This is a genomic window from Pseudomonas sp. MPB03 (assembly GCF_046605385.1).
Classification (GTDB): Bacteria; Pseudomonadota; Gammaproteobacteria; order Pseudomonadales; family Pseudomonadaceae; genus Aquipseudomonas; species Aquipseudomonas zanjanensis.
This window is the reverse complement of record NZ_CP176770.1, coordinates 4,946,347-4,968,786: the sequence shown is the minus strand read 5'-3', so window position 1 is coordinate 4,968,786 and position 22,440 is coordinate 4,946,347. Positions and strand designations below refer to the sequence as shown.

The following is a 22,440-nucleotide window of genomic DNA, read 5'->3' as shown; positions in this document are numbered from 1 at the left end:
CCTTCGCGCTGACTGAAACCGAATTTTAAGGACCCACAGATAATGGCTATCGAAATCAAAGCCCCGTCATTCCCGGAATCGGTTGCCGATGGCACCGTTGCCACCTGGCACAAGAAACCAGGCGAGGCCGTCAAGCGTGACGACCTGATCGTCGACATCGAGACCGACAAGGTCGTGCTGGAAGTATTGGCCGAAGCTGACGGCGTGCTGGGCGCAATCGTTGCCGAAGAGGGCGCTACCGTTCTGTCGAACCAGGTCCTGGGCTCGATCGAAGAGGGCGGCGCTGCTGCCGCCGCTCCAGCCGCCGCTGCTGCACCGGCTGCCGCTCAGGCCGCTGCGCCTGCTGCTTCGGGCGAAGACGATCCAGTCGCCGCTCCGGCTGCTCGCAAGCTGGCTGAAGAGAACGGCATCAACATCGCCTCCGTTGCCGGCACCGGCAAGGGCGGTCGTGTGACCAAGGAAGACGTGGTGGCTGCTGTTGCCGCCAAGAAAGCCGCGCCAGCCGCCGCACCGGCCAAGCCAGCCGCGCCTGCCGCTTCCGCGCCAGTGTTCGCTGCCGGTGACCGCGTTGAAAAACGCGTTCCGATGACCCGCCTGCGTGCCAAGGTTGCCGAGCGTCTGGTTGAAGCCCAGTCGAACATGGCGATGCTGACCACCTTCAACGAAGTCGACATGACCGAAGTCATGGCGCTGCGTTCGAAGTACAAGGATCTGTTCGAGAAGTCCCACAACGGCGTACGCCTGGGCTTCATGTCGTTCTTCGTCAAGGCTGCCACCGAAGCGCTGAAACGCTTCCCTGCCGTCAACGCCTCGATCGACGGTTCCGACATCGTCTACCACGGCTACGCCGACATCGGTGTCGCGGTCTCCAGCGACCGTGGCCTGGTGGTTCCGGTACTGCGCAACGCCGAACTGATGAGCCTGGCCGAAATCGAAGGCGGCATCGCCACCTTCGGCAAGAAAGCCCGTGACGGCAAGCTGTCCATCGAAGAGATGACCGGCGGTACGTTCACCATCACCAACGGTGGTACATTCGGTTCGATGATGTCGACCCCGATCGTCAACCCGCCGCAAGCGGCTATCCTGGGCATGCACAACATCCTGCAGCGTCCGATGGCGATCAACGGTCAGGTCGTGATTCGTCCGATGATGTACCTGGCTCTGTCCTACGATCACCGCCTGATCGACGGCAAAGAAGCCGTGACGTTCCTGGTCACCATCAAGAACCTGCTTGAAGATCCGGCTCGTCTGCTGCTGGATATCTGATTTTCGCCGCGAGGGCCGGTCTGTCGACCGGCCTCTTGCTGAAACAACCGGTTTCGTCCCTCGACGGTCACCCCAAGTGATCGTCCGGTTTGATTCGAAAAGGAATGACTCATGACTCAGAAATTCGACGTGGTAGTGATTGGTGCGGGCCCTGGCGGCTACGTAGCGGCCATCAAGGCTGCGCAACTGGGCCTCTCCACTGCCTGCATCGAGAAATACACCGACAAGGAAGGCAAACAGGCCTTGGGCGGTACTTGCCTGAACGTCGGTTGCATTCCGTCCAAGGCGCTGCTGGACAGCTCCTGGAAATACAAGGAAGCGAAAGAAAGCTTCAACGTTCACGGTATCTCTACCGGTGAAGTGAAGATGGACGTCGCCGCGATGGTTGGCCGCAAGGCCGGCATCGTCAAGAACCTGACCAGCGGTGTCGCCACCCTGTTCAAGGCCAACGGCGTGACCTCCATCGAAGGCCACGGCAAGCTGCTGCTGGGCAAGAAAGTCGAAGTGACCAAGCCAGACGGCTCGGTTGAAGTGATCGAAGCCGAAAACGTCATCCTGGCACCCGGCTCGCGTCCAATCGACATTCCACCGGCTCCGGTCGACCAGAATGTGATCGTCGACTCCACCGGCGCCCTGGAATTCCAGACTGTGCCAAAGCGCCTGGGTGTGATCGGCGCTGGCGTGATCGGCCTCGAACTGGGTTCGGTATGGTCGCGCCTGGGCGCTGAAGTGACCGTGCTCGAAGCCCTCGACACCTTCCTGATGGCCGCTGACACCGCGGTATCCAAGGAAGCGCTGAAAACCCTGACCAAACAGGGCCTGGACATCAAGCTGGGCGCTCGCGTGACCGGTTCGAAGGTCAACGGCGAAGAAGTCGTGGTGACCTACACCGACGCCAAGGGCGAACAGACCATCACCTTCGACAAACTGATCGTTGCGGTCGGCCGTCGTCCGGTGACCACCGACCTGCTGGCTGCCGACAGCGGCGTGGAAATCGACGAGCGCGGCTTCATCGCGGTCGATGACCATTGCGCTACCGCCGTACCGGGCGTGTTCGCCATCGGTGACGTGGTTCGCGGCATGATGCTGGCCCACAAGGCATCCGAAGAAGGCATCATGGTTGTCGAGCGCATCAAGGGCCACAAAGCCCAGATGAACTACGACCTGATCCCATCGGTTATCTACACCCACCCGGAAATCGCATGGGTTGGCAAGACCGAGCAGGCCTTGAAAGCCGAAGGCGTTGAAGTTAACGTCGGCACCTTCCCGTTCGCCGCCAGTGGCCGTGCCATGGCAGCCAACGATACCGGTGGTTTCGTGAAAGTCATCGCCGACGCCAAGACGGATCGCGTATTGGGCGTTCACGTCATTGGCCCAAGCGCTGCCGAGCTGGTACAGCAAGGCGCGATCGGTATGGAATTCGGCACCAGCGCTGAGGATCTGGGCATGATGGTCTTCTCCCATCCGACCCTGTCCGAAGCCTTGCACGAAGCGGCCCTGGCCGTAAATGGCGGCGCCATCCACGTGGCCAACCGCAAGAAGCGTTAATAGACAATAAGAAACCACGGCGGTATGGCCCGTCGTGAGCCTTGCGAGCAAGACTCACCGCGGAATATCCGCTGGACGCAGCCTTGCGTAGCGACACCGGTTCACCGGAACGCTACGCAAGCAGCAGTCACAGGTGGTGCGGCACCACAACGGTGCAGCACCGAATGCGCAGTACCTAACGAAGACGGTAATAAGCATGAATCTTCACGAGTATCAGGGTAAGCAGCTGTTCGCTGAGTACGGCCTGCCAGTATCCACCGGCTACGCGGTAGACACCCCGGAAGCGGCAGCAGAAGCTTGCGACAAAATCGGCGGCAGCGAATGGGTTGTCAAAGCCCAGGTTCACGCCGGTGGTCGCGGTAAAGCGGGCGGCGTCAAGCTGGTTCGCAGCAAAGAAGACGCCAAAGCCTTCGCACAGCAGTGGCTGGGCAAGCGTCTGGTGACTTACCAGACTGACGCCAACGGCCAGCCAGTCACCAAGATCCTGGTTGAATCGTGCACTGATATCGCTAAAGAGCTGTACCTGGGCGCTGTCGTTGACCGTTCGAGCCGCCGCATCGTGTTCATGGCTTCCACCGAAGGTGGCGTGGACATCGAGAAAATCGCTCACGATACCCCTGAGAAAATCCTCAAGGCCACCATCGATCCACTGGTTGGCGCACAGCCATTCCAGGGTCGCGAGCTGGCATTCCAGCTGGGTCTGGAAGGCAAGCAGGTCACTCAGTTCGCCAAGATCTTCGTAGGCCTGGCCAAGCTGTTCCAGGACCACGACCTGGCCCTGCTGGAAGTGAACCCGCTGGTGATCAAGGCCGACGGCGACCTGCACTGCCTCGATGCCAAGATCAACATCGACGCCAACGCCATGTACCGTCAGCCTAAGCTGAAGACTTTCCACGATCCGTCGCAAGACGATCCGCGCGAAGCGCACGCTGCCAAGTTCGAACTGAACTACGTAGCCCTGGAAGGCAACATCGGCTGCATGGTCAACGGTGCCGGCCTGGCCATGGGTACCATGGACATCGTCAACCTGCATGGCGGCAAGCCAGCCAACTTCCTCGACGTGGGCGGCGGTGCTACCAAGGAACGTGTTACCGAAGCGTTCAAGATCATCCTGTCCGACACCAACGTCGCTGCAGTACTGGTCAACATCTTCGGCGGCATCGTTCGCTGCGACATGATTGCCGAAGGCATCATCGGCGCCGTGAAAGAAGTCGGCGTGAAAATCCCGGTTGTTGTTCGCCTTGAAGGCAACAACGCTGAGCTGGGCGCTAAAGTACTGGCAGAAAGCGGTTTGAACATCATCGCTGCTACCAGCCTGACCGACGCTGCTCAACAAGTCGTTAAAGCTGCGGAGGGCAAATAATGAGCGTCCTGATCAACAAAGACACCAAGGTTATCTGCCAGGGCATTACCGGTTCGCAAGGTAGTTTCCACACCCAGCAAGCCCTGGAATACGGCACCAAGATGGTTGGCGGCGTAACTCCGGGCAAAGGCGGCACCGAGCACCTGGGCCTGCCCGTGTTCAACACCGTGAAAGACGCTGTAGCCGCCACTGGCGCCACCGCCAGCGTGATCTACGTTCCAGCACCTTTCTGCAAGGACTCCATCCTTGAAGCAGCGTTCGGTGGCATCAAGCTGATCGTCTGCATCACCGAAGGCATCCCGACCATCGACATGCTGGAAGCCAAGGTCAAGTGCGACGAGCTGGGTATCACCCTGATCGGCCCTAACTGCCCAGGCGTGATCACTCCAGGCGAATGCAAGATCGGCATCATGCCAGGTCACATTCACTTGCCAGGCAAGGTCGGTATCGTGTCCCGTTCCGGCACCCTGACCTACGAAGCCGTCAAGCAGACCACTGACGCCGGTTTCGGTCAGTCGACTTGCGTCGGCATCGGCGGTGACCCGATCCCAGGCTCGAACTTCATCGACATCCTGAAGCTGTTCCAGGAAGACCCAAAGACCGAAGCGATCGTCATGATCGGTGAGATCGGCGGTTCGGCTGAAGAAGAAGCGGCTGCCTACATCAAGGCCAACGTGACCAAGCCGGTTGTTTCCTACATTGCTGGTGTGACTGCTCCTCCGGGCAAGCGCATGGGCCATGCTGGCGCAATCATCTCTGGCGGCAAAGGCACTGCAGACGAGAAGTTCGCTGCGCTGCAAGACGCAGGCGTAAAAACCGTGCGTTCGCTGGCAGACATCGGCAAGGCCCTGGCCGAGCTGACTGGCTGGGAAATGAAGAAGTAAGCTTCGGCTGACCTTTTCGTTCCAGCAACAAAGGCCACCTCCGGGTGGCCTTTGTCGTTTCTGGCCTTGGGAACTGCTGACCTGCCTTTGTGGCGAGGGAGCTTGCTCCCGCTCGGCTGCGAAGCAGTCGTAAACCAGGCTGCGCCGTTTTACCTGAATAGATCCGGTTTGCCTGTATTGGGGCTGCTGCGCAGCCCAGCGGGAGCAAGCTCCCTCGCCACAAAGGCCTGAGCGCATTGCATTGTGGGAGCGAGCTTGCTCGCGATGACGGAATTACAGTCGTCAACCATTTAGATGCAAAAACGCGACACGGGAGCGTCGTGCATCGGATAGTTTGCCCCTTTACAGTGCGTTTTATCGCCAAATTCGTTAGGCTAGCAGCCATTTTTGCGATCGCTGCCCAAAAGGAAGCGCCGCGCTAAACGGGTCGGTCCCATACGGATCGGCAGCATTTCCCTCTACCCTCGGGGAAATCCCTCTCTAAATTCCGATTCAGTAGTGTGGTTTCCTTAATGAAAGTGTTGAAAGGCCAGGACATCCTGGCGCTTGGTTTCATGACATTTGCCCTGTTCGTCGGGGCTGGCAACATCATCTTCCCGCCTATCGTCGGTTTGCAGTCCGGGCCCCATGTCTGGATGGCGGCGCTGGGCTTCTTGATCACCGCGGTCGGGCTGCCGGTCATCACGGTCGTTGCGTTGGCCAAGGTCGGTGGCGCGATGGATGCCCTGAGCAGCCCCATCGGTAAAATCGCCGGTGGGTTGCTGGCGGCGGTGTGCTACCTGGCAGTCGGCCCGCTGTTCGCCACGCCACGTACCGCCACCGTTTCGTTCGAAGTCGGCTTGGCGCCTCTGACTGGCGAAAGCCCGCTGGCGCTGTTCCTCTACAGCGCGGTGTATTTCCTGCTGGTGTTTTTCATCTCGCTCTACCCGGGCCGCCTGCTGGACACCGTCGGACGCTTCCTTGCTCCCCTGAAGATCATCGCCCTGGCCGTGCTCGGCATCGCTGCGTTTGCCTTGCCGGCCGGCGATATCGGCGTGGCCACGCCCGAATATGTGGCGGCGCCGTTTTCCCAAGGCTTCATCAATGGCTACCTGACCATGGATACCCTGGGCGCCTTAGTGTTCGGCATTGTCATCGTCAATGCGATCCGCTCCCGGGGCGTCGAGTCGCCGGCCCTGATCACCCGCTACGCGATCATCGCCGGGTTGATTGCCGGGGTGGGCCTGGCGCTGGTCTACGTCAGCCTGTTCCGCCTGGGTTCGGGCAGCCATGAAGTGGCCGCGGGCGCAACCAACGGCGCCGCCGTGCTGCACGCCTATGTGCAACACACCTTCGGCAGCCTGGGCAGCGGTTTCCTGGCGGTGCTGATCTCCCTTGCATGCCTGGTGACCGCGGTCGGCTTGACCTGCGCCTGCGCCGAGTACTTCAGCCGGGTGTTGCCGCTGTCCTACAAGACCTTGGTGGTGATCCTGGCGGCCTTTTCGCTGTTGGTGTCCAACCTGGGCCTGACCAAGCTGATCGCGTTCTCGATTCCTGTCCTCACCGCGATCTACCCACCGTGCATCGCCCTGGTGGCCCTGAGTTTCTGCAAGGATTTCTGGCACGAGCAGGGGCGCATCGTTGGCCCGGTGATGCTGGTGTCGTTCCTGTTTGGCTTGATCGATGCGCTCAAGGGCGCGGGGCTGGCGGACTGGATGCCGACGCAACTGGCTCACTTGCCGCTGAGCGAGCAAGGCCTGGCCTGGCTGGTGCCTTCGGTGATGACCCTGGCGGTCGCGGTGGTGTGTGATCGCCTGCTGGGCAAGCGCAGCGAAGCGTTGGCGTAAGCGACAACAGGCAGATCCACCGGCAAGAACCGAAATGCCCCGTATCAATCGATACGGGGCATTTTTTTTGAGTGTGGTGTCTTTTTTCGTGGACTAACGTCGAAGCAGTGTCTTGAAAAACCTGCACAGAACCCTGTGGGAGCGAGCTTGCTCGCGATAGCGTCGGATCAGTCAGCGATGAGGTGGCTGATAAACTGCTATCGCGAGCAAGCTCGCTCCCACAGGTCTGCATTTCAAGACAAGTCTGGCTTTAGACGTCATGTTTTTAGACACACAGGAAATCGAATGTCATTCATCCAAGCCAACCTGATCCATCTGCTTGCCGCCGCCTGGTTCATCATCTGCTGGGCGGGCTATACCCGTTATGCCACCTGGAAGGCCCGCGACACGGCCTGCCTGGCCAGTGTCATGCACCTGTACCGCGAAGACTGGATGCGCCGCATGCTGTTGCGCGAGAACCGCATCGCCGATGCCAGCGTGATCGGCAACCTGGAGCGCAACGCGTCATTCTTCGCTTCCAGCACGCTGATCATCCTGGCGGGCATCCTGACAGTGCTCGGGGCCTCGGATCGGGCGGTGTCGTTGCTGGCGGACATCCCCTTGGTGCAACAGGCTTCCCAGGGCATGGCGGAGGTCAAGTTGCTGTGCCTGGCACTGGTGTTCGTGTATGCGTTCTTCACGTTCAGCTGGTGCATGCGCCAATACAACTTCGCCGCGGTGCTGATTGGCTCGGCACCGATGATCGGCGAGCGCCATGTCTCGGAGCAAGAGCGCAAAGCCTTCGCACTAAGGGCGGCGCGGGTGATTTCCATGGCGGCCAACCAGTTCAACTTCGGCCTGCGTGCCTATTACTTCGGCATGACCATGTTGGCGTGGTTTGTCAGCCCCTGGTTATTCATGTTGATGAGTGCTGGCGTGGTGTTCGTGTTGTATCAGCGCGAGTTTCACTCCGATGTGCTGGATGTGATGGTCTATACCCCCACCGAAGCGCCAGCGCCCGAGGTTGGCAAGGAAGCGGCCTGACAGGCGCCGCCTCCAAATCACAGGCAAAAGAAAACCCGCGCCAGGCGGGTTTTCTTTTACTGCTAAAACCGTATCAGTTGGTTTTAGGCGCTTCAGTAGCAGGAGCTTGTTCCTGCTGCGCGGCACTGTTCGATTCAGACTGAGCTTTGGCGGCTTCGGCGTTTTCTTTCGCCGCGTCGTTCACTTTATCCTGTGCTTTGTTCATGTCTTGCTGAGCTTGCTCAGCGTGTTGTTGGGCATCTTGAGCTTTGTCCTCGGATTTTTTATCGCAGGCAGCGAGACCGAGGGAGGCGGCCAACATCAAGGCAATAGCAAAAGTCTTACGCATGGGGTGTTTCTCCTTATGGAAATAACTACTGGCCTTTTGAGCGCGCCCCTTCAGGTTAAGTTCCTCTTTTGCTACAGATATATAACTTTGCGCAGCAGCGGAACTTTATGACACGCACCTGCTGTAGAGCCTCCCACCTATGAAAGGCGTTGATGAAGTGGTTGAAGATCCCGTTTTTGAGCGTGCGACGCGCTTCCTGTCCGCGCTGCGGCATTGCCAGGTGCTAGGTGTGAAGTTGCACAGTGCCAGCCGTGATGGACTAACGGTTATCCTGCCGTTCAGCCCGCAAATCGTTGGTAATCCCCTGACGGGCATCATCCACGGCGGGGCGTTGACCTCATTGATGGACACCGCGTGCGGCATGTCGACCTTATGCGTGCTGCCGCAATTCGAAGTCTGCCCCACCCTCGACCTGCGCATCGACTACATGCACGCCGCCGAGCCCCACAAGGACGTCTACGGCTTCGCTCAATGCTATCGGGTGACCCCGGACGTGATTTTCACCCGGGGGTTCGCCTATCAGGACGATCCAGAACAACCCATCGCCCATGTGGTGGGCACGTTCATGCGCCTGGGCCAGCATGCCAGGGGAATGGGCAAGGCCAGTCCGATAACCAGCGTGGGCCAACCATGACCGATACCACCCAGGAACAACTGCGCCGCGCCTGCGAGCAGGGTGACTACGCGCTGCTGCTCGCCTCGATCCCCTATGCCCAACTCATCGGTGTCGAATGCACGCGCCAGGGCGGCGACTTGTTGTTTCGCCTGCCGGCCAACAAAGACAACATTGGAAACCCTTTGCTGCCGGCCATCCACGGCGGGGTCATCGCCGGATTCATGGAGCTGGCCGCTGCGGTGCATCTATTGATTGCCACCGGCACGCCGGGCATACCGAAAATCATCGACTTTTCCCTGGATTACCTGCGCGCCGGGCACTTTCGCGACACCTACGCCAAATGCCAGGTCTGGCGTCAGGGCCGACGGGTCGCCAACGTCGCGATCACCGCTTGGCAAGACGTCGAGGCCGAACCCATCGCCACCGCCCGGGCGCATTTCAAGATCCAGGAGCCCTCAAAACCCGATCGCCCTTGAAATCATCCGCGTCGCCCCCACCTTGAGGACATCCCGCCGCCAATCTCAGCGAGGCGGACACCACCATCCACTTGGAGTTTGATGACCATGAGCGTGGAAACTCAAAAGGAAACCCTGGGCTTCCAGACCGAGGTGAAGCAACTGCTGCACCTGATGATTCACTCGCTGTATTCGAATAAGGAAATTTTCCTTCGCGAGCTGATTTCGAACGCCTCTGACGCTGTCGACAAATTACGTTTCGAAGCCCTTTCCAAGCCTGAACTGCTGGAAGGCGGCGCCGAGCTGAAAATCCGTGTGAGCTTCGACAAGGACGCGAAAACCGTCACCCTCGAAGACAACGGTATTGGCATGAGCCGCGAAGAGGTGATCACGCACCTGGGCACCATCGCCAAGTCCGGCACCGCCGACTTCATGAAGAACCTGTCCGGCGACCAGAAGAAAGATTCCCACTTGATCGGTCAATTCGGCGTCGGCTTCTATTCGGCGTTCATCGTGGCCGACCAGGTCGAAGTGTTCAGCCGCCGTGCCGGCCTCGCTGCGAGCGAAGGCGTGCATTGGTCGTCCAAGGGCGAAGGCGAGTTTGAAGTCGCCACCGTCGACAAGGCTGATCGCGGCACCCGCATCGTGCTGCACCTCAAGTCCGGCGAAGACGAGTTCGCCGATGGTTGGCGCCTGCGCAATATCATCAAGAAGTACTCCGACCATATCGCGCTGCCCATCGAGCTGCCGAAGGAAGTCACCGCCGCCGAAGGCGAAGAAAAGCCTGAAGTGGAGTGGGAAACCGTCAACCGCGCCAGTGCCCTGTGGACCCGTCCACGCACTGAAGTGAAAGACGAGGAATACCAGGAGTTCTACAAGCACATCGCCCACGACTACGAGAACCCGCTGAGCTGGAGCCATAACAAGGTCGAAGGCAAGCTGGAATACAACTCGCTGCTGTACGTGCCGGCCCGCGCACCGTTCGACCTGTACCAGCGCGAAGCGCCACGGGGCTTGAAGTTGTACGTGCAGCGCGTGTTCGTGATGGACCAGGCCGAATCGTTCCTGCCGCTGTACCTGCGCTTCATCAAGGGCGTGGTGGATTCCAACGATTTGTCGCTGAACGTTTCGCGGGAAATCCTGCAGAAAGATCCGATCATCGACTCCATGAAGTCGGCACTGACCAAGCGCGTGCTGGACATGCTGGAAAAACTGGCGAAGAACGAGCCCGAGCAGTACAAGAGCTTCTGGAAAAACTTCGGCCAAGTGATGAAGGAAGGTCCGGCCGAGGACTTCGCCAACAAAGAGAAAATCGCCGGCCTGCTGCGCTTTGCGTCGACCCAGGGTGACGATGGCGAGCAGATTGTTGGCCTGGCCGATTACCTGGCCCGCGCCAAGGAAGGCCAGGACAAGATCTACTACCTGACCGGTGAAACCTATGCGCAGGTCAAGAACAGCCCGCACCTGGAAGTCTTCCGCAAGAAAGGCATCGAAGTGCTGCTGCTGACCGACCGCATCGACGAGTGGCTGATGAGCTACCTCAACGAGTTCGACGGCAAGAGCTTCGTCGATGTGGCCCGTGGTGACCTGGACCTTGGCAACCTGGATTCGGAAGAAGACAAGAAAGCCGCCGAAGAAGTCGCCAAGAGCAAGGAAGGCCTGGTCGAGCGGATCAAGACCGCCCTGGGCGACGCTGTCAGCGAAGTGCGTGTCTCGCACCGCCTGACCGACTCCCCGGCGATCCTGGCCATCGGTGAGCAGGACCTGGGCCTGCAAATGCGCCAGATTCTCGAAGCCAGCGGCCAGAAAGTCCCTGACTCCAAGCCGATCTTCGAATTCAACCCGGCCCACCCGCTGGTGGAAAAACTCGACAACGAGCAGAGCGAAGAGCGTTTCGGCGATCTGTCGCACATCCTGTTCGACCAGGCGGCCCTGGCGGCCGGTGACAGCCTGAAGGACCCGGCGGCGTATGTGCGTCGCCTGAACAAGCTGTTGGTTGAACTGTCAGCTTAATCTGACGCAGGAAAGTCCCTTGTAGGAGCGAGCTTGCTCGCGATGACGGTAGAGCAGTCAACGCATCTGTTGAATGTTGGACCGAAATCGCGAGCAAGCTCGCTCCCACAAGGGCTTCTTGAATGTTTCATCGAGAGGAGTCCGTCATGAGTCAGGTTACGGTTCGTTCGCTGGTCTATCAGATCGATGGTCAAAGTTATGAAGGGCGCCTGGCCTTCGACATTAACCAGCAGGGCCCGCGCCCGGGTTTGTTGATGGCGCCGAACTGGATGGGGGTCGGGGCGGGTGCCGAGGACATTGCCAAGTCAGTGGCGGCCAACGGTTATGTGGTGCTGATCGCCGACTTGTATGGGCAAACGGTGCGCCCGACCAATGCCGATGAGGCGGGGGCGGCGATGATGCCTCTCAAGAACGACCGGGCGTTGTTGCGCAAGCGTATGCAGGCCGCGTTCGAGCAGTTGCAAAGCCAGCGCGAAGCCGAGGTCGATACAGCGAAACTGGCCACGTTCGGCTTCTGCTTCGGTGGTTGCTGTTCATTGGAACTGGCTCGCACCGGCGCACCGCTCAAGGCCGCGATTTCCTTCCACGGCACCCTGGATACACCGAACCCGGCCGATGCGCAGAACATCAAGGGCGCGGTGCTGGTGATGCATGGCGCTTCCGACCCGCTGGTGCCGAAAGAGCAGCTACCGGCCTTTGAAGAGGAAATGAACGCCGCCGGGGTGGATTGGCAGTTGCTGAGCTACGGCGGTGCGGTGCACTCGTTCACCGATCCGCAGGCCAATGTGCCGGGCAAGATGATGTACGACGCCAAGGTTGCCGGACGGGCGTTCCGCTCGATGCATAACTTGTTGGATGAAGTGTTCAAGGGCTGAATGCTTCAAGTAGGACCTGTGGCGAGGGAGCTTGCTCCCGCTGGGCTGCGCAGCGGCCCCTCTGTTTCTGCGGTTGCTGCGCAACCGAGCGGGAGCAAGCTCCCTCGCCACAGGGTGTCATGAAGCTAGGGCTGCTCGATCCGCTCGCTTTCCCCCGGCACTTTCGGCCAGTCCCCAGCCGCCCAGCGCCGGCGGGCTTCATCGATCCGGGCCGGGTCGCTGGAAACGAAATTCCAGTTCATCCGCCGCGGCCCGTCCAGGGGCGCGCCGCCGAACAGCACGGCATGGCAATCGCTGTCGGCAAACAGTGTCATTTCTTCCCCGGCTGGCAATATCACCAGGGAATGGGCTTCTACCGGCTCACCCTCCAATAACGCCTCGCCACTGAGCACATACAGCGCCCGTTCTTCATGCTCGGTGGGAATCAGCAAGGTCGTTGCGGTCTGCAGGTTCAACTCGGCGTACAGCGTTGGCGACAGCACCGGTACCGGGGATTCCAGGCAAAAGCCTGCCCCGGCGATCATGCGGATGCTGATCCCCAGGTTCTCACTGACCGGCAGGCTCTGGGCGGGGTGATGGCTGTAGTGCCCCGGGCCCTGTTCGTGGGACTTGGGCGAGGCCAGCCAGACTTGCAACCCGTGCATGGCGAAAGGGCTGCCCAGCAATGACTCCGGGGTGCGCTCGACGTGGGCGATGGCGCTGCCGGCGGTCATCCAGCTGACATCGCCAGCGTCCACCACCTGGTCGGAGCCCAGGCTGTCCTTGTGCTGGAGTTTGCCTTCGAACAGGTAGGTGAGGGTGGACAGGCCAATGTGTGGATGCTGGCGGATGTTCATGCCTTTGCCGGCCGGGTAGGTGGTTGGCAGCATATGATCGAAAAACACGAAAGGCCCGACGCTGCGGCATTTGGCGGACGGCAGCGGACGAAGAATCGGCTGGCCTTCGACGTCTTCGGCGCGGGGACGAACGGTCAGGAGGGTGCTCATGTTGTCTTCCAGGTTGAACAACGGTTGGCCGAAGCATAACCCGCCGCCGGCAGACACTGCACATGCGCCTTGAACCCAGGCGGGACGGCGAGGGTCTACGCTGTTCATGGCTTCTGGAGACTGCCCGTGCCTTTGACCCGTTTGATCCTTGCCTGGCTGTTGGTCGTTTCGAGCGCCGCCGCCATGGCCCGCGAATATGCCTACAGCGATGCGCACCTGCATTACGTCGATTTCTTCCAGGAAAGCGCCGGCATGCCCAGCTTGCTCCAGGCGATGGCGGACAATCGCATTGAGCATGTGATGATTTCCGGCGTGCCGGTGGCCAAGAAATGGCATGAGGACGAGCCCAAGCGTCCGCGTTATTACGCCGGTGATGACGCGGACGCCTATTGGTACAGTGCCACCGATGTGATTGTCGCCGCGGCAGTGAGCAAGCTGACCGACGAACAGCGCCAGCACTTCCATCCGTTCTTGTCGGGCTTCAATCCCAACGACAAGAACTCCGCCGCCCACATCCAGCGCATGCTCGATCTCTATCCGGGTTTGTGGCAAGGCATCGGTGAAGTCTTCACCCGCCATGACGACCTGACGGCGCTGACCTCGGGCGACACGCCACGGGCCAACAACGAAGCCATGACGCGGATCTATCACCTGGCGGCGGAGAACGACCTGCCGGTGATGCTGCATTCCAACATCACGTCCAAGCGTGAGAAAAATCCGCTGTACCTGGCGGAAATCGAGGAACCGTTGCGCAATCACCCGCATACGCGCTTCATCTGGGCCCATGCCGGCACCAGCATGGAAATCCATCGTCACCAGACCCGCTTGGATTTTCTGCTGCCGACCCTGACCCGCCTGCTCGAGGCCTACCCCAATCTCTACGTCGACCTGTCCTGGAGCGTACTCACGCCGTACTTGCTGGATGAGGCGGGCAAGCCTCGGGTTGAGTGGGTAAAGCTGGTGGAGCGCTTTCCTGAGCGTTTCATGGTGGGGTCGGATGTGGTTGGGCGTTTCAACAAGTTGGGTGAGGAACTGCGCAGCTTCGATCCGTTCCTCGATGCCTTGCCGCAAGACGTGGCGAGGAGAGTGGCGCGGGATAACTTCCTGGCGGTGCTGCCCCGCTCAGTGGCCCGCTAAGCCCGCTGTTGTGGCGAGGGAGCTTGCTCCCGCTGGGCCTGTAGGAGCTGTCGAGCGGAGCGAGGCTGCGATCTTTTCCCGGTCACTTGAGTCTTCTCAAGTGAAAGATCAAAAGATCGCAGGCTTCGCCAGCTCCTACAGAGTCGAGCGGGAGCAAGCTCCCTCGCCACAGGGGCAACCCTATCTCCGGGCCATAGCTGGCCTGGCCAACATCGCTTTGTCATCAGCCTGTCACTCCCGCGTCATACCCTCGCGCTCATCTCAATCAAGGAGCGCATTATGCACCTCACCCGTTCAAGCGCACTGGTCGCGCTGTTGTTGACCTGCGGCCTGGCCCAGGCGGAAGTTCGTGTCGAAGGCCCGGTGGAGTACGGTGTCTTTGAAGGGCCCCAGGCTGAGTTGCAATCGGGCGAGCGGGTCCTGCGGCGCAGCAACGAGCAGATCCGCCAGACCGAGAGCGTACCGGCGAAGCTGGGCACCAAATTCGGCATGCGCTATCAGTTGGCTGGCAAGGTTGCTGACGACCAGCCGTTGACCCTGTTGTACTTCACTCCCGGCATCCGCACCCCCGATGGCGTACGTCACGACAAGTTCGAGGTCATCCAGAAACTGGTACCCGGCGCGCCCCAGGATGTCATGGCCTACGAATTCACCGAAAGCCACGAAGTGGTGCCGGGAGAGTGGCGGTTCATGGTGTTCCAGGGTGATCGGCTGCTGACGCAGCAGCGGTTTGTCGTGCGCTGAATGGCGTCAACTGTGGGAGCCGGCTTGTGTAGGAGTGAGGTCAGAAAAACCTGTGGGAGCGAGCTTGCTCGCGAAGGCGGAGTGACATTCAACACTGTCATTGACTGTCGAACCGCTATCGCGAGCAAGCTCGCTCCCACAAGGGCATACCCACAGAACTTTTTTATGTGAGCAGGCAAAAAAACGCCCCGAACCAGTCGGGGCGTTTTTTGTTGGCTCCTGTAGGAGCTGGCGAAGCCTGCGATCTTTCGCTTTAAAAGATCGCAGCCTGCGGCAGCTCCTACGCGCCCTGCCAGCGCTTCATCACCAGGGTGGCGTTGGTGCCACCGAAGCCGAAGCTGTTGCTCATCACGGTATTGATGGTGGCGTTTTCGCGAGTCTTGGTCAGGATGGGCAGGTCGGCCACTTCCGGGTCCAGTTCGTCGATGTTGGCCGAACCGGCCATGAAGTTGCCTTCCATCATCAGCATGCAGTAGATCGCTTCGTGAACGCCGGCGGCGCCCAGGGAGTGACCCGACAGGCTCTTGGTGGAGCTGATGGCCGGGGCCTTGTCGCCGAACACTTCGCGCACACCCTTCATTTCCGCGACGTCGCCGACCGGGGTCGAGGTGCCGTGGGTGTTCAGGTAGTCGATCGGTGCGTCGACGGTGGACATGGCCATTTGCATGCAGCGCACCGCACCTTCGCCGCTTGGCGCGACCATGTCGTAGCCATCGGACGTGGCGCCGTAGCCGACGATTTCCGCGTAGATCTTCGCACCACGGGCCAGAGCGTGTTCCAGCTCCTCGACCACGACCATGCCGCCGCCGCCAGCGATGACGAAGCCGTCACGGTCGGCATCGTAGGCACGGGAAGCTTTTTCTGGCGTGTCGTTGCGCTTGCTGGACAGGGCGCCCATGGCGTCGAACAGGAACGACTGGCTCCAATGTTCTTCTTCACCGCCGCCGGCGAACACGATGTCCTGCTTGCCCATCTGGATCTGCTCGACAGCGGTACCAATGCAGTGGGCACTGGTGGCGCAAGCGGAGGAGATCGAGTAGTTCAGGCCCTTGATCTTGAATGGCGTGGCCAGGCAGGCCGAAACGGTGCTGCCCATGGTCCGGGTGACGCGGTACGGGCCGACACGCTTGACGCCTTTTTCGCGCAGGATGTCCAGCGCTTCCATCTGGTTCAAGGTGGAGGCACCGCCGGAGCCGGCGACCAGGCCGGTCCGCACGTTGGACACCTGCTCGTCGGTCAGGCCGGAGTCAGCGATGGCGTCCTTCATGGCCAGGTAGGCGTAGGCCGCCGCATGGCCGACGAAACGGTAGATCTTGCGATCGATCAGTTCTTCGAGGTTGAGGTCAATGGAGCCGGAAACCTGGCTACGCAGACCCATTTCGGCATATTCCGGGTTGAACCGGATGCCAGGGCGACTTGCACGCAGGTTAGCGGAGACGGTCTCTTTGTCATTGCCCAGGCACGAAACGATGCCCAGACCAGTGATAACGACGCGGCGCATGCGGATAACCCTTAGAAGTTGTCAGTGGAGGTGAAAACGCCGACCCGGAGGCCTTCGGCGGTGTAGATCTCGCGACCGTCCACGGCAACCGAACCATCGGCAATGGCCATGTTCAGCTTGCCCTTGAGGACGCGTTTGATATGAATGTTATAGGTGATTTTCTTGGCGGTCGGCAGGACCTGACCAAAGAACTTCACTTCGCCCGAACCCAGGGCGCGACCGCGACCTGGCAGGCCTTGCCAGCCGAGGAAAAAACCGACCAGTTGCCACATGGCGTCCAGGCCCAGGCAGCCCGGCATTACCGGATCGCCTTCGAAGTGGCAGGCGAAGAACCACAGGTCCGGAGTGATATCCAGCTCGGCGACCAATTCACCTTTGCCGTACTTGCCACCCTCTTCGCTGATATGGGTGATGCGATCCACCATCAGCATGTTCGGGGCGGGCAGTTGCGCGTTACCTGGGCCGAACAGCTCACCGCGACTGCAGCGCAGCAGATCTTCCCGGGTAAAGGCGTTTTGTTTGGTCATGCGAGCTCCTCAATAGTCCCATGCGGCAGGGTGGGGCAAATCTTCCCGGCCGATCGAAGCGTTCATGCCTCGAATCGACAGCCTACTCATAGACTATTGCGTTGTAGTGAAAGTCACAGCACACGGGAAATGAATGTACACCTGTGCACTGAAATTTTTATTCAAGCCCCAATCGAGGCTCGTTCGGGTGCCTAAGACTGCCGCACTTTCGCCTTTCACGCCAGTCACAGATGGTCTGGCGAGCTGTTCTAATTCACCCAGCGCTGCAGAATCTGTTGCAGTTCGTTCCTTTTGAACGGCTTGGCCAGGTAATCGTTCATGCCCGCCGCGAGGCAGGCTTCGCGGTCGCCCTGCAAGGCGTTGGCCGTCAGGGCGATGATCGGCACCTGGTCGCAACCCGGCAACTGGCGGATCTGCCGCGTGGCTTCGTAGCCATCGATGATGGGCAACCGGCAATCCATGAGGATCGCTTCGAAAATCAGGCTCTCGGCGCTGCGTACGGCCTGGGCGCCATCGGTGGCGATGCTGACGGTGAAGCCCAGGCTGCGCAGCATGGCTTCGACCACCGTCTGGTTGACCGGATTGTCTTCCACCAGCAACACGTTGCGGCCTTCGCCATCGCCGCTGCCGCTGCCGATAGGCAGGCGCGGCACCAGGGTCGCTGGTGTCTGGCGCGACAGGGCCAGCGGAATCTCGAGAGTGAACACCGAGCCTTGGCCTTCTTCGCTCTGGGCCCGCAGCGTCCCGCCCATGCGTTCGGCCAGGGTGCGGGCGATCGGCAGGCCCAGGCCTGTGCCGCCGTAGCGCCGGGAAATCGAATTGTCGGCCTGCTGGAAGGCATCGAACATGCGCTCCAGGCTCTCGGCGGGGATGCCGATGCCACTGTCGCGCACCGTGCAGGTGAACCACAGCAGTTCGTGGTCCAGGGCCTGCCATTGGCATTGCACGGTGACACGGCCTTGCTCGGTGAATTTCAGCGCGTTGCCGATCAGGTTCACCAGGATCTGCCGGATCCGCGTCGGATCGCCCTGGACCTGCAAGGCCTGCATGTCGTCCGGGACCAGCAGGTCCAGGCCCAGCTTGCGCTGCGCGGCGCTGTGCTGGAAAGACTGCGCGCAACTGCCCACCAGTTCGGCCAGGTTGAACGGGATGTGCTCCAGTTCCAGGGCCGAGCGCTCGATGCGCGAGAAGTCGAGGATGTCGTTGATCACCTTCAACAGGTGTTCGGTGGATTCCGAAGCCAACGCCGTGTACTCGTGCTGCTCGTCGGTCATGCGGGTGGTTTCCAGCAACTGCAACATGCCCAGTACGCCGTTCATGGGCGTGCGCAGTTCATGGCTCATCATCGCCAGGAACTCGGACTTGGCGCTGTTGGCTTTTTCCGCCTCTTCGCGGGTCTTGATCAACTGCGCCATGGCCTGCTGCTGTTCGCGGCTGGCTTGTTCCAGGCCGTCGGCCAGGTTGTTGATGTGCCGCGACAGGGCACCCAGTTCGGTGTCATCGACGATGGGCAGCGGGGTGCTGTAGTCGCCTTGCTGGATAGCCTTGACCGCGTTGCCGATGTCGCGGATCGGCCGGGACAGGCTGGTCGCCAGCCGGCGCGCCACCAGGAAGGTGAACAGCAGGGCGAACAACGCCAGGATCGCGGCCTTGAACAGGATTTCCTGTTGCCGCTGGCTGAAGGCGTCGCTGGACATACCGACGATCACGCGGCCCAGGTAATCCTCGCCGGACGCCTCCATGGCGGTGCTGTTGCCTTGCAGGAAATCATTGTTCAGGGCAATGCGCTGCAGGCGCACCGGGGCCTGGAAGACGTCGATCTGCTGGGCACGGCTGTGGACCTGCTCGGGTTGTTCGACATACACCAGGACCTTGTCGGCGCTGTCCTGGACTTCCAGGAAGCGCACGTGTGGGGTCGCCAGGGTTGCGGTGAGCAGGCTTTCGAGCACCTCTTTGTTGCCGGAAATCACTCCGTATTCCGTGGCGGGGGCCAGTTGGTTGGCGATCAGTTGCCCAGTGTGATTGAGCTCCTGGCGCAAGTCCTGGATCCGCACGAAGGTAAAGAAAGTGATCAGCAACAAGGTCAGCAGCAACGCCGGGCCGAGGGCGATGAGCTGGGTGCGGGTGTTGATGTCCCAACGGCGACGCAAGGTCATGGGCGGTGTTCTCCTTCGGCCAACGTTGCCGCGACGGATTCGGCGTCAATCGGTTCGATCCCCAGCGAGCGGGAGACCTGCCGGTTGCCCAGGACTTTGAAGCGGTCCGGATACAATGTGCGCGGCCAGGTCGTGGCGGGGCGGTCAAGCAGGTCGTCGAGAATCGCCAGCCAGTCTTGTTGGTCGCTGTAGGTGCTGGCCAGGCTGCCGGCCTTGACGAATGCGGCACTGGGCCCGATCAGCGCGCGTTGCCGGGCATAGCTGCTGAGCAACAGGTTCTTCACGGTCTTGGGGTTGTACAAGTCGGGGTCATCCAGGCCCAGCAGCACATCGCTTTGGCCCAGCAGGTTTTGCAGGGGACGGCTGTCGCTGGTGTCGTCCCAACGTTCGCTGACGATGACCAGGCCCAGCGGTGTCGCGGCTTGTTGGAGGTCCTTGAGCAGGAACTCACTGTGGGCGTCGTACAACACGCCGACCCGTCGCACTTGCGGCAGGATGGTGCGGATCAGCCGCAGTTGCCGCGCCATCGGTGGATCGCTCCACAGCAGGCTGAGGTGCGCGGGCGTTGCATCGCCCAGGCGGTCGCGGGCTTGCTGGCGGCTGATGCGCAGGACCAGGGTGGCCGGGCCCCGTGCGTCTTGCAGGCGCCACTCCAGGCTGGGCAGGTCAAGCAGGACCAGGCGCACAGTGTCCGGCAACCTGTCCGGCGTCGGCAGGTTGGCCAGTGGCGTAAAACGTACGCTGTCTTCGGGGCGCAAGGTTTTCAGGGCCTGGGTGAAAGACTGTACGCCGGGGCTGTCCTCGGCGCCGGTCAACAGGATCTCGGCGGCCCGGGCCTGGAGGGTTGCCAGCCAGCCGGCAAACACCAGGCACAGGGCCAGCGTCAGGCGGCCATGAAATGGCGTCTTGCGGGGGCGGCGCCGGGACATCTAGAACGATAGCTCCGCGCTGAAGTACACCACATGGCGGGAGTCGTAGCGGTTGTCGACGAAGGTCATGGGCTGGTTGTCCAGGCGCTGTTGCAGCACGCCCGCCAGTTCCAGGCTGGCCTTGCCCAGGGGAATGCGCCGGGCGAGGCGGGTGTCGACCCGTTCGAAGCGATAACCGTTGAGGTCGTCGGCGGCGTAGTAGAACAGCGCACTGTTCCAGCCCTGGCCCCAGTCCCGTAGCCAGCCGGCCGAACCGCTGTTGCGGGCGGTCAGTTGTTCGTCGAGGGGGTTGCTGGCCTGGGCGTCGACATAGGCATAGGTCAGGCGCAGACGGTCGGCGCTGGTCATGCGCCAGTCGAACTGGGTCTCGATCCCGGAGAACTGTGATTCGTTGGCATTGCTGGCGATGTACTGATTGTTGCGCAGCGGCTCGCTGATCATGCCGGTGATTTCGTCATGGAACAGCTTCACGTCGACCGCCAGGCCCACGTCCACGAAATAACCGTTGTAGCCCAGTTCCCGAGAGCGCATGTGCTCTTGCTCCAGGTTGCCCGGGCCGCGGGTCCGGACGAAATAACGGGCACTGTTCTGGCCGAAGGCGGCAGGCTGCAGGTTGGTGACCTGGTAGCTCCAGTTGACGTTGTTCTCGAACATGTCCGGCGAGCGCACGGCTTCGGAGTACACCGCCCGCAGGCCGTGGCGCGGCGTGATCAGGTAGTTGACCGCGACCCGCGGGGTCAGCGAGTTGCCGGTCAGGCGGGTGTCCTCGAACATCGCGCCACCCTGCAACAGCCAATGCTCGGTAGCCCGCCATTCGAGCTGGCCGAACAGGCGCCAGGTGGTGTCGTCCAGGGTGCCGTTGAAGTACGTCTCCGAGTCGGCCCGGTCGTAGCGATAATTGGCGCCGGTGACCAGTCGCAGGCTGTCGGACAGGCTCAGGGTGTCCTGGATCTCCAGGTCGTAGCGCGATTCCCGGGCGCTCTGGTCGATATCGCCGCACAGGGTCCGCGAGGCGCCGTTGCGCCACTGATCGAGCACCTGGTTGGCCAACGCCTGTTCCCGTGGCGTGCCGGGTGGCGCGCCGATGCTGGTATAGCTGGGGATATTGCGCGCCAGCTTCTCGGCATAGTTGGGGTTGAGCTGCCACAGGTCGGTCAGTTGCGGGCTGAAAGACACCTCGGCGTCACAGGCGCGCCAGGTCTGTTGGCGATCCCAGTGCTGGATCGAGCCCTGTACATAAAGGCTGTGATCGGGATTCAGGTCCAGGTTCCAGCGCAGTGAGCCGGCATAGTCCTTGGCGATGACGTCGGAATTATCCCCAGCGGCGGTAATCCCGGCGAACACAGGACGGTAGGTATAAGGTCGCTGGTTGGTCCCGTCCTTGGCGTTCAATTGCCAGTCGATGCTCTGCCGTTCGTCCAGGGTCTGGCTGACGGACAGATTGAAGCGATTCAGGCGGCGACTGTCGCGGTAGTCGGCACCGTTGCGGTCGCTGTCAAAGCCATCGTCCTCCTGGCCGGACAGCGACAACCGCAGGTCGCCGCCTTCCCAGCCGCTGCCCTGGCTGGCGTACCAGTCACTGATGCCACGCTGGCCCCGGGTGATTTTCAACCGGGTGCCATGGCTGTCGGCCGGGGCGCGGGTGATGATGTTGACCACCGCCATCAGCGCGTTGGCGCCATAGCTGACGGTGTTGGGGCCGCGGAAGACTTCGATCCGCTCGATGTCTTCCATGGCCACCGGAATATCGCTCCAGTCCACGGTGGCCAGGCCGGCGCGGTACACCGAGCGGCCGTCGATCAGCACTTGCATGCGCCGCGCTTCGCTGGCGTTGGTGCCGTGGTAGTTCACGGCGGCCTGGTTGCCGGTGATGTTGCCGACCATCATGCCCGGTACCAGGCGCAGCAATTCGCTGATGTCCCGGGCGCCGCTGGCCTTGATCAGCTCGCTGTCGAGCACGGTCATGCTGCCTGGCACCGCCGCCGGCGATTGCTTCAGGCGCGTGGCCGTCAGTACCTGGGGCAGGGGCTGGCTGTCGACGAACAAGTCGTCGGCCAGCACTGGCGGGCTGATGATCAGTGCCAAGAGCAGGGACGAACCTGAGCGGGAAGGGCCAACGGACACGGCACAGCCTATGAGAATGGACGGATGACGGGCATGTTAACTGAGCTGAACGACTTTTCCATTCACGTTGACAGCATTTTCCTAGGAATTGGTGGTCAGCTTCCTACAGCTGGCGGTAATTGTTGCCGGGGCTGGTCGC

19 protein-coding genes are annotated in these 22,440 nt (G+C 61.1%); 12 read left to right on the top strand and 7 right to left on the bottom strand.

Annotated features, from left to right (window positions below; all coding sequences use genetic code 11):
* The first annotated feature begins 42 nt into the window (after positions 1-42).
* The 6 genes from odhB to ACLH0I_RS21405 all read left to right on the top strand — a co-directional run bounded on the left by odhB (position 43) and on the right by ACLH0I_RS21405 (position 7,910).
* The gene (odhB, locus tag ACLH0I_RS21430; RefSeq protein ID WP_030138331.1) at positions 43-1,266 is read left to right on the top strand and encodes a 2-oxoglutarate dehydrogenase complex dihydrolipoyllysine-residue succinyltransferase; all 1,224 of its coding nucleotides are present in this window, start codon (positions 43-45) and stop codon (positions 1,264-1,266) included.
* A gap of 111 nt (positions 1,267-1,377) precedes the next feature.
* Positions 1,378-2,814, top strand: coding sequence for a dihydrolipoyl dehydrogenase (lpdA, locus tag ACLH0I_RS21425; protein ID WP_186708138.1), 1,437 nt, complete (start codon positions 1,378-1,380; stop codon positions 2,812-2,814).
* A 196-nt stretch (positions 2,815-3,010) separates the two neighbouring features.
* Entirely contained in the window at positions 3,011-4,177 is a 1,167-nt protein-coding gene (gene sucC, locus ACLH0I_RS21420; protein ID WP_003179235.1) for an ADP-forming succinate--CoA ligase subunit beta, read from the top strand.
* Positions 4,177-5,061, top strand: coding sequence for a succinate--CoA ligase subunit alpha (gene sucD / locus ACLH0I_RS21415; protein WP_014339581.1), 885 nt, complete (start codon positions 4,177-4,179; stop codon positions 5,059-5,061). The genes sucC and sucD overlap by 1 nt, the downstream gene beginning before the upstream one ends.
* 512 nt (positions 5,062-5,573) lie before the next feature.
* Positions 5,574-6,887, top strand: a complete 1,314-nt coding sequence (gene brnQ, locus ACLH0I_RS21410; protein WP_053123957.1) for a branched-chain amino acid transport system II carrier protein — start codon at positions 5,574-5,576, stop codon at positions 6,885-6,887.
* A gap of 285 nt (positions 6,888-7,172) precedes the next feature.
* Positions 7,173-7,910, top strand: coding sequence for a DUF599 domain-containing protein (locus ACLH0I_RS21405; protein ID WP_207964744.1), 738 nt, complete (start codon positions 7,173-7,175; stop codon positions 7,908-7,910).
* Positions 7,911-7,983: 73 nt separating this feature from the next.
* Here the strand turns inward: ACLH0I_RS21405 and ACLH0I_RS21400 are convergent, their stop codons facing one another.
* Positions 7,984-8,238 carry a hypothetical protein gene (locus tag ACLH0I_RS21400; RefSeq protein WP_024617135.1) on the bottom strand — a complete coding sequence of 85 codons (255 nt, stop codon included), beginning with the start codon at positions 8,236-8,238 and terminating at the stop codon, positions 7,984-7,986.
* Positions 8,239-8,395: 157 nt separating this feature from the next.
* Here ACLH0I_RS21400 and ACLH0I_RS21395 point away from each other — a divergent pair, with 157 nt between their 5' ends.
* The 4 genes from ACLH0I_RS21395 to ACLH0I_RS21380 all read left to right on the top strand — a co-directional run bounded on the left by ACLH0I_RS21395 (position 8,396) and on the right by ACLH0I_RS21380 (position 12,197).
* On the top strand, positions 8,396-8,872 hold the full coding sequence (locus tag ACLH0I_RS21395) for a PaaI family thioesterase (protein ID WP_411387545.1): 477 nt from the start codon (positions 8,396-8,398) through the stop codon (positions 8,870-8,872).
* Positions 8,869-9,330, top strand: a complete 462-nt coding sequence (locus ACLH0I_RS21390) for a PaaI family thioesterase (protein WP_411385323.1) — start codon at positions 8,869-8,871, stop codon at positions 9,328-9,330. The genes ACLH0I_RS21395 and ACLH0I_RS21390 overlap by 4 nt, the downstream gene beginning before the upstream one ends.
* Before the next feature lie 87 nt (positions 9,331-9,417).
* The gene (htpG, locus tag ACLH0I_RS21385; protein ID WP_060743152.1) at positions 9,418-11,322 is read left to right on the top strand and encodes a molecular chaperone HtpG; all 1,905 of its coding nucleotides are present in this window, start codon (positions 9,418-9,420) and stop codon (positions 11,320-11,322) included.
* A 146-nt stretch (positions 11,323-11,468) separates the two neighbouring features.
* A complete protein-coding gene (locus tag ACLH0I_RS21380; protein WP_411385322.1) occupies positions 11,469-12,197 on the top strand; it encodes a dienelactone hydrolase family protein in 729 nt (242 codons plus the stop codon).
* Between the two features lie 125 nt (positions 12,198-12,322).
* On the opposite strand, the gene ACLH0I_RS21375 is transcribed toward ACLH0I_RS21380, so the two are convergent.
* On the bottom strand, positions 12,323-13,183 hold the full coding sequence (locus tag ACLH0I_RS21375) for a pirin family protein (protein WP_411385321.1): 861 nt from the start codon (positions 13,181-13,183) through the stop codon (positions 12,323-12,325).
* A gap of 120 nt (positions 13,184-13,303) precedes the next feature.
* Here ACLH0I_RS21375 and ACLH0I_RS21370 point away from each other — a divergent pair, with 120 nt between their 5' ends.
* Complete coding sequence (locus ACLH0I_RS21370; protein WP_411387544.1) at positions 13,304-14,320, top strand: amidohydrolase family protein; 1,017 nt, start codon at positions 13,304-13,306, stop codon at positions 14,318-14,320.
* 279 nt (positions 14,321-14,599) lie between these two features.
* Positions 14,600-15,064, top strand: a complete 465-nt coding sequence (locus ACLH0I_RS21365) for a DUF3859 domain-containing protein (RefSeq protein ID WP_018610122.1) — start codon at positions 14,600-14,602, stop codon at positions 15,062-15,064.
* A gap of 280 nt (positions 15,065-15,344) precedes the next feature.
* Here ACLH0I_RS21365 and fabB read toward each other — a convergent pair whose 3' ends face one another.
* From fabB to ACLH0I_RS21340, 5 genes are all read right to left on the bottom strand, one after another.
* The gene (gene fabB / locus ACLH0I_RS21360; RefSeq protein WP_411385320.1) at positions 15,345-16,565 is read right to left on the bottom strand and encodes a beta-ketoacyl-ACP synthase I; all 1,221 of its coding nucleotides are present in this window, start codon (positions 16,563-16,565) and stop codon (positions 15,345-15,347) included.
* A gap of 11 nt (positions 16,566-16,576) precedes the next feature.
* Entirely contained in the window at positions 16,577-17,092 is a 516-nt protein-coding gene (gene fabA, locus ACLH0I_RS21355) for a 3-hydroxyacyl-[acyl-carrier-protein] dehydratase FabA (RefSeq protein WP_003204400.1), read from the bottom strand.
* 248 nt (positions 17,093-17,340) lie between these two features.
* Positions 17,341-19,248, bottom strand: coding sequence for an ATP-binding protein (locus tag ACLH0I_RS21350; protein WP_250964739.1), 1,908 nt, complete (start codon positions 19,246-19,248; stop codon positions 17,341-17,343).
* Positions 19,245-20,177: an ABC transporter substrate-binding protein gene (locus ACLH0I_RS21345; protein WP_411385319.1), complete on the bottom strand. Its 933-nt coding sequence runs from the start codon at positions 20,175-20,177 to the stop codon at positions 19,245-19,247. The genes ACLH0I_RS21350 and ACLH0I_RS21345 overlap by 4 nt, the downstream gene beginning before the upstream one ends.
* A complete protein-coding gene (locus ACLH0I_RS21340; protein WP_411385318.1) occupies positions 20,178-22,301 on the bottom strand; it encodes a TonB-dependent receptor plug domain-containing protein in 2,124 nt (707 codons plus the stop codon). It lies immediately after the preceding gene.
* Between the last annotated feature and the right edge of the window lie 139 nt (positions 22,302-22,440).